Annotated in this window: 11 protein-coding genes and 1 pseudogene; 4 read left to right on the forward strand and 8 right to left on the reverse strand. The window is 64.1% G+C overall.

Features of this window, described 5'->3' with window-relative positions:
- Nucleotide 1: 1 nt before the first annotated feature.
- The 3 genes and pseudogenes from ACQ260_RS17040 to idi all read right to left on the reverse strand — a co-directional run.
- Complete coding sequence (locus tag ACQ260_RS17040) at nt 2-202, reverse strand: DUF5302 family protein (RefSeq protein ID WP_432560666.1); 201 nt, start codon at nt 200-202, stop codon at nt 2-4.
- An 88-nt stretch (nt 203-290) separates the two neighbouring features.
- Nucleotides 291-1214: a polyprenyl synthetase family protein gene (locus ACQ260_RS17045; RefSeq protein ID WP_432560675.1), complete on the reverse strand. Its 924-nt coding sequence runs from the start codon at nt 1212-1214 to the stop codon at nt 291-293.
- A 222-nt stretch (nt 1215-1436) separates the two neighbouring features.
- Nucleotides 1437-1934, reverse strand: a pseudogene (gene idi / locus ACQ260_RS17050) (isopentenyl-diphosphate Delta-isomerase); the annotation flags it as partial.
- 127 nt (nt 1935-2061) lie between these two features.
- Here idi and ACQ260_RS17055 point away from each other — a divergent pair.
- From ACQ260_RS17055 to ACQ260_RS17065, 3 genes are all read left to right on the forward strand, one after another.
- A complete protein-coding gene (locus ACQ260_RS17055) occupies nt 2062-2913 on the forward strand; it encodes an alpha/beta hydrolase (protein ID WP_432560667.1) in 852 nt (283 codons plus the stop codon).
- A 663-nt stretch (nt 2914-3576) separates the two neighbouring features.
- Complete coding sequence (locus ACQ260_RS17060) at nt 3577-3945, forward strand: Het-E N-terminal domain-containing protein (RefSeq protein ID WP_432560668.1); 369 nt, start codon at nt 3577-3579, stop codon at nt 3943-3945.
- Nucleotides 3946-3997: 52 nt separating this feature from the next.
- Nucleotides 3998-5998, forward strand: a complete 2001-nt coding sequence (locus ACQ260_RS17065; RefSeq protein WP_432560669.1) for a tetratricopeptide repeat protein — start codon at nt 3998-4000, stop codon at nt 5996-5998.
- A 136-nt stretch (nt 5999-6134) separates the two neighbouring features.
- On the opposite strand, the gene ACQ260_RS17070 is transcribed toward ACQ260_RS17065, so the two are convergent.
- From ACQ260_RS17070 to ACQ260_RS17085, 4 genes are all read right to left on the reverse strand, one after another.
- Nucleotides 6135-6830 (reverse strand): AbiV family abortive infection protein, encoded by a 696-nt coding sequence (locus ACQ260_RS17070; RefSeq protein ID WP_432560676.1) that lies wholly within the window; start codon nt 6828-6830, stop codon nt 6135-6137.
- 11 nt (nt 6831-6841) lie between these two features.
- Nucleotides 6842-7972 carry an HNH endonuclease family protein gene (locus ACQ260_RS17075; protein WP_432560670.1) on the reverse strand — a complete coding sequence of 377 codons (1131 nt, stop codon included), beginning with the start codon at nt 7970-7972 and terminating at the stop codon, nt 6842-6844.
- Nucleotides 7969-9084: an adenine-specific methyltransferase EcoRI family protein gene (locus ACQ260_RS17080; protein ID WP_432560671.1), complete on the reverse strand. Its 1116-nt coding sequence runs from the start codon at nt 9082-9084 to the stop codon at nt 7969-7971. Before ACQ260_RS17080 ends, ACQ260_RS17075 begins: the two co-directional genes overlap by 4 nt.
- Nucleotides 9085-9656: 572 nt before the next feature.
- Complete coding sequence (locus ACQ260_RS17085) at nt 9657-10241, reverse strand: hypothetical protein (RefSeq protein WP_432560672.1); 585 nt, start codon at nt 10239-10241, stop codon at nt 9657-9659.
- A 127-nt stretch (nt 10242-10368) separates the two neighbouring features.
- Here ACQ260_RS17085 and ACQ260_RS17090 point away from each other — a divergent pair, with 127 nt between their 5' ends.
- Complete coding sequence (locus tag ACQ260_RS17090) at nt 10369-10557, forward strand: hypothetical protein (RefSeq protein ID WP_432560673.1); 189 nt, start codon at nt 10369-10371, stop codon at nt 10555-10557.
- On the opposite strand, the gene ACQ260_RS17095 is transcribed toward ACQ260_RS17090, so the two are convergent.
- On the reverse strand, nt 10542-11456 hold the full coding sequence (locus ACQ260_RS17095; protein ID WP_432560674.1) for a hypothetical protein: 915 nt from the start codon (nt 11454-11456) through the stop codon (nt 10542-10544). The genes ACQ260_RS17090 and ACQ260_RS17095 overlap by 16 nt on opposite strands.
- Nucleotides 11457-11858 lie beyond the last annotated feature (402 nt).

The following is an 11858-nucleotide window of genomic DNA, read 5'->3' on the forward strand; positions in this document are numbered from 1 at the left end:
CTCAGCCGCCGGCCTTGCGCCGGAACTCGCGCCGCCCGCCTGCTTGGCCGTGCGCTTTCCCGCCGCCGTCACGGTGATGGTCGGCACGTCCGTGTGGCTGCCGGTTCCCGCCCCGCTTGCGCTCCAAGGCTTCCCGCATGGCTTCCTTGGGATCGGTCGCGGCCGTGGGTTCCGAGGCGTCCTTGCCGTCTGCTGTGCTCATGGAGTCACCTTCGCACACGCAGCGAATCGGGGACAGGAGATTTCTCGGGGGATCCCGCCGCGCGTACGCCGGCAGCGCGGCGCTCGGGTCAGCGGTCGCGCCAAGCGATGCGTTCGGCCATGGCCGCGAGCCCCCGGATGCCCTCCGCCTCCAGGTGCGCCGGATTCAGGGCTGCGACGGCAGAGTCGACGCCTTCCCGGATCATCCCCTCGACCCGGTCCCGAACACCGGACTCGGTGAGCGCCTCCTGGAGGAGGGGGATGTCCTCCTCGGTGGCAGCGTGGGTGCCGACGCGCGCCAGCGCTTCGGCGGCGGCCCCTTTGAGGGCCGAGCCGGCCAGCCCGAGCACGGTGGTGGCCTTGCCGTTGCGCAGATCGTCCCCCGCAGGTTTGCCGGTCGTGGCAGGGTCGCCCCAGATGCCCAGATAGTCGTCCCGCAGCGCGAACACCGCGCCGACGCGTTGCCCGTAGTTCGCCAGGCTGGCTCGCGCATCCGAGGTCGCGCCCGCGGCCTCGGCGCCGAGTTGAAGTGGCCGCTCCACCGTGTAGGACCCCGACTTCAACCGCGCGATTGTGATCGCGTGATCGAGGTCGCGCCGGTGGGCTGCGGCGCCCGTGAGATCGGTGCGCTGACCGGCGATGAGCTCGATCGTCAGCTCGTACCACATCCGCCGCAGCGTCTCCGGCAGTCCGTCGGCCAGCCGGTCCGCCTCCGCGTGGGCCAGATCGCCGAGCAGGATGGCGATCGAGGCCCCGAACAGCTCGGCCGAGCCGTCACCGCCGGCCTCGCGGTGGAGCCGGGTGGCGCGCACGTGCGCGGTCGGCTGGCCCCGCCGGGTGTCCGCGCGATCCATGATGTCGTCGTGGATCAGGCCGAAGATGTGGAGCGTCTCGAGCGCGGCGGCAACCCGGACGAGATCCTGGTAGCCGCGATCCGGTTCCCGGCCGCCGGAGGCCACGAAACCCCAGTGGCACATGGCCGGCCGCAACCGCTTGCCGCCCTGCAGCACCATGCGGCGCAGCCACCCAGGCAGGTCGTCGTCGCCCAGGATGTCGATCGGCGGCCCGGGCACCGCGGCGTGCCACAGCGTTTCGAGGCGCGTCGCCTCCTCCCGGAGCAGTCCGTCGACGCGCACGAGGGTGTCGTCGGCCGTCGGCGTACGCCCCCGCCGCTGCTGTGGGCGGGTCCTTCTGTTCGGTTCGAGAAGTTCGTGGAGGACCGCGTCGAGCTGCGGGACCTGGAGCGCGTTCCAGGGGGAGACCAGGCCGGGCGTACGCTCCGCCGCCGAAACGTAGTCGGACCACTCGACCCACTGATGATCCATCACTTCCGCCGGATCGAGTTCCAGCTCGCCGATGATGCGACCCACGTAGACCGGGCAGACCTCGTTTTCCACCACCCCGCTGAAGTCGGTGGCCCGGTAGGCGAAATGCGGCAGCGCAACCCGCAGGTCGCCGACCCCGACGCCCAACTCCTCGCGGGTGCGGCGACGGATCGCGTCCGCATAGTGCTCACCGGGGCGGGGATGGCCACAACAGCTGTTCGACCACACGCCCGGCCACGTGGTCTTGTCCAGCGCCCGGCGCGTCAGCAGCAACCGACCCGCGTCGTCGAACAGGAAGAGCGAGAAAGCGCGATGCAGCGGAGTGTCCGGGCCATGGATCTCGAGCCGCGGGGCAGTGCCGGCGTCCCGGCCGTCGTCATCGACCAGAACGACCAGGTCGTCGGTCATGCGTGCTTCCCTCTCGATGGCCCATCCCGCGCATATGTCGAGCTATCTCGCACCCTAACCCATGTCCAGCAAAACCCCCGGGGGCGCTGGGCTCGGCCTCCGGGTGCAAGCGGTGCAAGGCTGAGCCATGCGCGAAACCACCCTCACCATCCCGTCTGCGGACGGCTTGGATCTTCAGACCTATTTGTGGGAGCCGGCCTCCGCTCCGCGGGCAGTCATCCAGCTCCAGCACGGACTCGGCGAGCACGCCGGTCGCTATCGCCGGTTCGGCGAGGCGCTCACCGCCGCCGGCTATCTCGTCTACGCCCCCGATGCCCGGGGGTCGGGCCGGACGGCGGCGGGACAGTACGGGCATTGGGGGCCCGACGGCTGGCCCGGCTGGGTGGACGACCTCAACCAGCTCAACCGCCGGATCCGCGCCGACCACCCGGGACTGCCGCTCGCTCTGGTCGGGCACAGCATGGGTTCGTTCGCCAGCCAGCAGTTCGTGGTCGACCGCTCCCAGGAGATCGACGCATTGGTGCTCTTGGGCACGACCGAGCCCGGCGGGCTCGCCGACATGCTCACCGGGCCCCCGGACCTCGCCGCGTTCAACGCCGGGTTCGAACACCGCACCGGGTTCGAGTGGCTCAGCCGGGACGAGGCGGAGGTTGATAAATATTGCGCCGATCCCGAATGCGGCTTCGAGACGCAGCCGTTCGAGGGCATTCAGACCCTCAAGCGGGCCGCCGACCCCGAGGAACTCGCCCGCATTCGCAAGGACCTGCCGGTGCTGCTCATGTCCGGTGACGCCGATCCGATCGCCGGTGGCGGGGCGGCCGTCGAACTCGTTGCCCAGCGCTATCGGGAAGCGGGGCTCACCGATGTCGAGGTCGTGCTCTATCCCGAGGCCCGCCACGAGTTGCTCAACGAAACCAACAGGGATGAGGTCACCGAGCGTGTGCTCGCCTTCCTCGACCGGACGGTCGGCGGGCGATAACCGTCGCCGGAGGGCGTTGGTGAGTGATTTTGGTGGGGGTACACCCCCACTGAATCCACTCACCAGATTGCTGGCGAGTCGGATGTATTGGTATCCCCAACGGGATTCGAACCCGCGCTGCCGCCTTGAAAGGGCAAGCTGAGGGTCAGGATCAGGCGGCGAAATCCCAGTGCTGCAGGGAAAATCTGATGATCGAATCATGTTGTTTCGCAACGATTCTGATGGTTCTGTTCCCCAGATGTTCCCCAGCCAGCGGATGCGAGCCGGCGGTTGGCTGCGGCGGAGCTGCAAGCGCGAGGCTTGCCGACCACCCGCTTTCGAACTCGTCGCGGGCTGGTTGCCTAGATACGCCATCTGCGGGACCTGGCGGGAGTACTGGCAGGTTGTCGATGGATTCAAGGGGTTACCCGAGGCGGTCACTACGACCTGGGAGTCCACGGTGGTGCAGCAGTGAATCGTTCACAATTACACGCACGAAGCCAGCGCTGGACGCGTTCGCGATCACCTCCGCGAGCCGGTCCGAGCGATCTACCCACCGAAATCGCCGGATCCCACATCGTTTAGCGGCCAGACCCCCGGTGAGCCCTGACGAGTGGATCAGCATTGTGTCACTATCTTTGAAGATCGTGGAGTGGGAGTAGGTCAGCGCAAAGGGGATGGAAGATGGATCCGGTAACGGTGGTTGTGGCGGCGTTGATGGCGGGCGTGGTGGCTGGTGCTGGTGAGACTGCGTCCCAAGCTGTGAAGGATGGCTATGTGGCGTTGAAGGGTCTCATTCGGCGCACGTTCGCTGGGGACCAGAAGGCTGAATCGGTCCTTACGGAGTTCGAAGCGGATCCGGAGACGTATGAGAAGCCGCTGGCTAAGCAGTTGGAACGGGTTGGATCTGCCCAGGACGGCGAAGTCATCACTGCTGCCGAAGCGGTGCTGAAGGCGGCCGATGCCGCAGGCATCCAGACGAAATACCAGATCACTGTCAGTGGGGGCAAGGTCGGAATTATCGGTGACCACGGCACCGTGACGATGAACTGACCCCTGGCGAGGCACGCCCAGCATCGGGCGGCGCTCGATCGAAGGCTCACGTATGAACGAGTCGAATACCGACAAGTCCAAGTATGAAGTCACCGTTTCTGGTGTTGCCGGAGCAATCGGTGACAACAATACGGTTGTGATGCCTCGGCGGCCGGTGAGATGGCCGGTCCTGGTGGGGTCACCGCCACCGATGGCGTCGGCCTTCCAGACTCGTTCAGAACTCGAACAACACAGCGCGGCCGTCTCCTCGTTAGTGCTGAGAGGCGACGGTGGGGTGGGTAAAACCCAGCTGGCAGCGAAGATCGCCTCCTGCCTGGAGATGGATGTTCGGGTGTGGGTCCAAGGAGAATCGCGTGCTGCGGTCATAAGCGGGTACGCCGAGGCAGCCATCGCGCTGGACCTTGCCGATCGAGAGATCGGGCAGGCAGAGTTGGCGAGCTACTTCCTCGGGTTCTTGGCTAGCACCGATAGAACTCGGCTGGTGGTGATAGATGACCTGTCGGATCCGGCTGTCATGCAAGGGCTTTGGCCTGCTGGCCGAGGCCAGCTGGTGGTTACCACTCGTCGGCGCGATGCCGCATTATCAGGTGGTGGAAGAACGGTGATCGATGTCGGCGTGTACACCCCGGCAGAGGCTGAGTCCTACCTGCGAGAGCGATTCACACCTCTCCTCGGCTCGCTACCGGCGCAGGCGCTGGACGAGGCAGCGCAGATGGCCAAAGACCTCGGCTACCTGCCGTTGGGCCTAGCCCAGGCAGCGGCGGTGGTCATCGATGAGGGGCTGACTTGTGGTGGCTATCGGACCATGTTCGCCGATCGAAGCCGGGATCTGGCCGACCTGTTCGCCACCGTCGGTGTCGACGGCTATGACCGGACGGTCGCAACGACTTGGACGCTGGCGATGGATGCCGCCGACAAGATAGATCCCGCTGGTCTGGCCCGGCCCCTTGGCCTCCTTGCGGCGGTTTGTGACTCAGCTGGCGCGCCCGAAGCTTTGTACCTCACGGATGCTGTTCAGGTATTTGTCTCGTCGAGACTCGGTGTGGAGACAGTCTCTGCCCGGGATGCCCGTCGGGGATTGCGTGCGCTGCACCGGCTGTCTCTTATCGATCACGACCTAGCCGACAGCAATCCTCGTGCCGTTCGGATGCACGGCCTGACGGCGCGGGCGATCCTGCAGGACGTGAGTGAACCTGACCGGGCGGTGGCCGTCCGGGTGGTTGCCGCCGGACTGGCTGAGATTTGGCCGGCGATTGAGAATGACCCGGCTCTGTCGGAATGCCTACGCGCCAATGTGCAGACAATCCGTAGGGTCATGCCAAGCGCGCTGTGGGATAAGGGAGATGGCGGACATCCCAGCCTATTCGTCGCCGGACAGTCTCTCGCTGACGCGGGATTGGCCAGTGCTGCGATCAGCTACTTCGCCCAGCTTGCAGAGGAATGTCGAGATCGCTTAGGTCCGGATCACCCGGACACGTTGGCCTCGCGGAACAATCTGGCCTACGCCTACCAGGCGGCGGGGAATCTGGGGGAGGCGATCCCGCTGTACACCCGGACCCTGGCCGATCGGGAGCGGGTGCTGGGCCCGGATCACCCGGACACGTTGGCCTCGCGGAACAATCTGGCCTACGCCTACCAGGCGGCGGGGAATCTGGGGGAGGCGATCCCGCTGTACACCCGGACCCTGGCCGATCGGGAGCGGGTGCTGGGCCCGGATCACCCGGACACGTTGGCCTCGCGGAACAATCTGGCCGGTGCCTACGAGTCGGCGGGGAATCTGGGGGAGGCGATCCCGCTGTACACCCGGACCCTGGCCGATCGGGAGCGGGTGCTGGGCCCGGATCACCCGGACACGTTGACCTCGCGGAACAATCTGGCCGGTGCCTACGAGTCGGCGGGGAATCTGGGGGAGGCGACGTCCGACCTAGTTCGATTGGGTGAACCCGCTCCTAACTTGGGCCGCCGCCTACTCCAACTACTGAGGCGGCGCGGAGGGCGGAGGCGCCAGCCGGAGCCCGGAGCGCCGACCGCGGCGGCGGAGCCGCAGCCTTGATCTATTAGAGAACAATTCGGCAGGGGAAGTACCGAGTAGCTGTCTCGCGCCAGCTGTCCGTAAGCCCAATCTCGTCGGCGAGTTAGTCCGCATAGTCGCGGAAGCTGTCCCACTCCCGGTCGCGGCTTTGCCGTGGCTAGTCGTCGCCCGAGATTGGGAAGGGGCTGCCTCCGCTCTGACGGAAGGTTTCGGACGCTGCGGCCCAGTCCTCGGGGTGCGTGATGGGCAAGAGCCGGAACTGCTGCGGGTGGGTGCTGTCGTAGGGGGTGGAAGCATCGTGTTTCATGCGGGTGTGGTCCTTGATGAGTAGCATTTCGATGACCTGACCCGCGGTCTGGAGGTCTTCGGCGATCGAGCCCGCTTCGATGCTGGATGGCGCGGAAATCGTGCCGTCGGGGCTCAGGTCGACATAGAAGCCGGCTTGCTTCTGCCGGTTGGCGAGACCAGCGGCCTCGTCGGCCTCGCGAGCCCAGCGCTCGAATGCGGCCTCCCACTCCTCGCCCTCGTCGGGCTGGCGGAAGTACCCGTAATCCCCCCAGAACTCAGCCAACTCATCGCTGAAGACGAACGCTGCCGCGTACTTGCGGACGTGGTCACGCCCTCGCTTCTTCAACTCGTCGACTTCTCGGGGGTCCTGCTCGCCCGTCGACCAGGCTCTCTCGAAGGTCTCGTACACCCATAAGGCCTTGCCGAGTTCCTCCTGGGCAAGGACGGTCAGGGCGCGTGCGCGGCCAAACGACCCGGATTCGAGGAGGACGTGTGCGTCGGTGATGAGGGTCGACGCGTTGTCCATCAGGGCCTTCCAGAAGGCGCGCGCGACCTCGGGCGTCATCACAGTCACGGCTACAGATCGCCCTTGCTTCGGTTGCAGGCCGTGCAGAGCATTTGGCAGTTTTCCGGCGTGGTCTTCCCGCCCTTGCTCCAGGGCACGATGTGGTCAGCGTCCATGTCGCTGATGTTGAAGGTCATCTGGCCGTCGGTGTTGCCGACGGTCCGGCACTTGGCGCCGTTGGCACAGCGGCCCTTCTGCCGCTCGAAGGCTCCACGCCGGGCAGTGTTGTCGAATTGCCGCAGGTTGAGGTGCTTCTCGTCGCGCGTCAGGACGTAGCTGTAGATGCCCTTCTTCGACTTGACCTCGTCGTCGGCCATGAGTTCGCTGATCTCAGCTTCGAGCTCGTCGGTGTTGACGGGGTCCTTGCCGTACTGGTCGTAGAGCGGGCCCCAGGCGATGCCCTTCATCTCCCTGCGGTAGATGACGAAGGTGTCCTCGACCCAGTTGATGACGTTGCGGAAGTAGGTCCACAGCTCGTTGGCGTTCTGGTCGTGCTGGTGCGCGGACATGTAGTCCTCGATCTTGCCCCCGCTGATCCACTTCAGCGCGGTTTCGAGGTAGTCCTGCCTGATAGGCACGCCGGTCAGGTACTTGTCTCCGAGCCCGTAGGCCGCCCCGCCTGTCTTGGAGAAGATGGACTTGGCATGGGTAAGCCAGGGGCCGGTGTAGACGGCGTTGAGCAGTTCCTGGTCGGTGAGCTTCTCGCCCGCGATGTTGATGATACGGAACCAGTTGAGCTTCTCGGAGTCGGTGCCCTCGCAGTGGTACACCATCAGCTCGTAGTCGAGGAAGCGCTCGCGCTCGTCGGTGGTGAGGTTGTGGAACGCCTTCCGGTTGCCGCCCACGTCGACGGAGAAGTCACCCGCGGCGTACTGGCAGATCGACAGCGTGCGCTGCTGGCCGTCGAGGACCTCGAAGCCGCCGTCGTCGTCCTTGACGACCCAGTAGAAGACATTCAGCGGGAAGCCCTTGAAGACGGTGTCAATCACCGCGTCGCGCTGCTTGTCCTTGTAGACGAATTCCCGCTGATAAGGGGGCCTCACATCGAGCTGTCCACCGTAGGCGACGACGCCCGCCTCCGCGTCGTCGCGGTAGCCCTCGACGATTTCGCGGATGGGGATCTGGTGCAGTTCGATCTTCACGATCTGGCTCCGATCCGCTTGATGACGATTCGCTCGTAGACACCTTCGTGTTTGCCGTTTCCGATGGGGATGAAGAGCTTGCCGGTGCCACCGACGACGTTGCCCTTCTTGCTGGCGTAGTCCTCTTTGGCGGCGTACTTGGACATGGGCTCGGCTAGTTGGGTGCTGATACCGATGATCTCGAACTGGTCCGGGTTGTACTTATCCAGGAAGGTGATGGGGACGCCCATCTCACCGTCGTAGTCGTAGGGGATCTCGGCGACCTTGCCCACCTCGATGGCGGGATAGTTGGTGTAGGTCGGGTACTCCTCTGGGGAGTATCGCTTATAGAGCGGCAGTTCTTCGTGACGCTTCGCGGTTTCGAGGTTGGTGTACCAGTAGATCCGGCCCATGCTCTGGTACTTGACGCCGTCGACGACTTTCTTCCGGGACTCGGTCTTGATCTCGTAGTCGTCGGGCACGCGGAACCATTTTGTGCCGCCGTTGTTGTAGCCGAACCAGAGTCGGTTCGCAATGATGTGAGGAAAGATCGACGAGTACTTTGCGCCGTTCTGGTCTCCCAGGACGAGGAACTGCTTGCCGTGGCCAATGAGCAAGTTGATGTACTCGCGAAACAGGCTGAACGGTGGGTTGGTGACCACGACATCGCATTCGTCGAGCAGCTGGACACATTCGTCGGAGCGGAAGTCGCCATCACCTTGCAGGGATGTGACGACGTTCGCGTCGTGGCGCAGTAGATGCTCGACGTCGAAAAGGTCGATGGCACCGTCTTCGTTCAGATCCGGCACCTCCCGGATCTCGACCTTGTACACATCGCGCGGTGGTCGAGTGTCGCGGAGCCCCTCCACATCGAATAGCGGAAGCTGCTCGCCGGTGATCGGAGACCCAGCGTAGCTGGTAGCGATGAGCTTTTTCAGCCCCAGATGGTTGAAGTTCATGGCGAAGTACTTGAAGAAGTTCGACTCGTAGGGGTCGTCACAGTTGCAGAAAACCACCTTGCCGCGGAGTTGCTCGCGGTAGTGCCGCAGCTCTGCCTCGACGTCCGTGAGCTGGGTGTACCACTCGTCCATCGCGTCGCGGTTCCGCGCGCTGAGTGTCTCGTTGCCTGCCATCGTATGCCCGACCTGCTTCCTCGTCCTTCATGAACAAGGCTATAGGGGGTGGGCCGACATTCAGCCGAAAGGCACGTCGCGGGTGACCGCACCGTCGAATGCTTGGTCAGCATTGAGTCAAGGACTCGGGCGGGCGGGGTTATCATCGTTGCGCCAGGAGGATTTGACACACTCCCCGGCTTGCCGCAAACCGAAACGGACCACAGGCCTACGCAACCCCAGGAATCCCTGCCTACCTCCGACCCACCCCTGTTTCAAACTTTGTCCGGAGGCCTGAGTTGGTGCAAGAACGGCTTGCGCATCTGCTGCGCGCGGCGGTCCGCGCATCGTGGGACAGGCGGGGGTTCGGAGCGTTTCCCGATTGTCGACCAGGATCGGTGCGCGATGTAACCGCACTCCTCGCACGGGTAGGACTCCTCAATTCCCATCCCTACGCCCTCCAAGACTGTGGTCTCGTGTGCACAGGCGTTGCAGATTAAGACAAGGAACGGCCACACTAAACCGCCACCTGACCCGTGGTCACCGCTGCTTTTCGCACTAGCTCGGCGCTACGGTGGCCATAGTGCGACGACTCAGGATCCACCCAGCCAGTACAGGGCTTGATCGACATCCCGGTTGGTCCACTCGGCCCCGCGCGCGTTCACCGCCTGCCTCAACTGTTCCAAGATTTCCATGTAGCGGCGATATCGACCGGGTCTTGACGACAGCGTGATGCCGAGGAGTTCCAAGGCCTGGTGAGCTCGTCGGTCGTACACAGCCATGCGTTGGGGAGCGGCCGACAAGAGCAGCGCGGAGGCAAGGGCATCGCCGCGGAGGAGCCCGGGGAGTGCAGCCAGTGCGGATCGTCCCGTTCCGGCGGCTTCCCACGTTGGGATGGTGGTATCGCGGACGGCGGCGACGGCGACCGCTGTCTTGGCCCGGACGTCGGCGTCAGGGCACTCCATTAGGCGGGGGACCCAAGGGGTGTCTGCCCTGAGCCGCTTCCAGAAAACGAGGGCAGCAATGTCGGACTTCCCGATCGACTGGGCTTCGTCAACTCGTCGTGCTACTTCGTGGAGGACCTCGTCGTAGTGCGCTGAAACAGTAGTCTGGTAATCCTCGTGGGCGGAGGCCAGACGGGCAATGGCTTCGGGTGCGAAGTTGCCGGGGTTAGACATAGGGCTATCTTGCCCGAGCTCTACGCAAGGAAGCCGTGCGCTGATCGGAGTGGACTGGATCGTTACTGCGTTTGGCGAGACCGCTGGAGTCGGCGTCGGTTACCGGGATCGCCGTGGAAGAGCCCGGATGAGCTCCACCATAGAGTTCACGATGGACCGCCGAATCCTCGGGCGTGAGCTGGAGGCAGTACTTGCGCCACCACTTGTCGTAGCGCATCACGGTGATTCCGGCTTCGTCGATTCGGGCATCCAGTTCCTCGGTCTGCTCGATCCGAAACTCACAGCGCAGGTTTTGGCGTCTCAGTCTTCAGCCTGAAGGTCGTTACGAACGAGACGTCGCAGGATCCTTGGATCCGCGTCAGGTTTTACAGTGATGTTTTCCGCTAGCCACCGCAGTGCTGGTCCCATGAGCTGATGGAGATCAGCGCCTGCATATTCCAAATACTTCAAACACCCATACTGTGTCATCCGAAATCCGACCTGAAGTGCCTCCGCGAGCACGAGTAGATTGGGAACCGTTACGGTGCGGTAATGACCTGGCTCGTACTCCTCGCCAACCTCGACATGCATGAGGTCGAGGTTCGTCCAGTACATGCCATGGGCTGCCCCGCTCATCGCCCGCCAGAGCCGTTCGGCCTGAGGTGCCGCCAAGTCGAGGTCGTCGGGTCGACAAGCTTGCTGGATCACCCAGAGGTAACCCTGCGGCGGGAGGATCTGTTCCTCCGTGAAGGCATTCGCGACCCTCGCCACGAGTTCGGCATCGCGTCTCTTGACTCGGTCTTTGCCGGCAGCTTCGAGGTGGCTCTTCCGATGTTCTGCCAAGTCCCACCGGATCAGGCGCAGATGCCGCTGCACACAATCGAGAGGTTTCTCGCCGTCCATGAGCCAAACCGCCTGCGCTGCGCTCTCCAGCGCAGCTCTCGCCAGGGCCATAGGTGGACGCAGCATGACGTTGGTCGTCTGCTCGGGGTGAAACTTGAAAGGTACCGCGAAATCCGCCCACATCAGCAAGTGTTCGAGAGCCGCTGAAATATAGTGTCGAGCCCGATCCGAGACCTTCTCGAAGGGATAGATATCGTTCATCTGCTCGAAACGCGATCCTGGAGCGGGGTCACCCCACGCTTTTAACATGTGCCAGCACACACGAGTCCATTGGGCGATCTCAGTGAAGGCTCGGGTGGCCTCGAGCGGGACTGGAATGGGCTTGTTCTCCACGGGCTGGACCATAGTGGGCCCTCGATCCCTGCGAGGCGCTGGGACACCGGGGCTGAGGAGGTGCGATCTGGTGAGTGAGAATCTGCAGGGTTGGTCTCCAGGCCTTGTCAGGCACTTCACCATTCGCCGGAGAGGTCGAGCTGCCGTCGCCGACGAGTTCGTCGAGGTGATGTTGAGGGCTTTGGCGAGGTGGATGGCGCCGGTCAGGCTGGGTTGGACGTCGCAGGCTTCGTAGCGGCGGATCTGGCGGGCGTCGGTGCTGGCCAGGGCGTCGAGTTCTGCCGTATCAGTACCGTGAGCGTAGAAACCATGCGCATCGTCAAGGTGTGGTTCCCCCGAAATCGTAGAGGTTTGTTATGCGGCGTCCGGTTTGGAGGCCGTGGTGGTTTCGTACTGGATGGG

Origin of the sequence: Ammonicoccus luteus (assembly GCF_050880385.1) — a bacterium.
Taxonomy (GTDB): domain Bacteria; phylum Actinomycetota; class Actinomycetes; order Propionibacteriales; family Propionibacteriaceae; genus Enemella.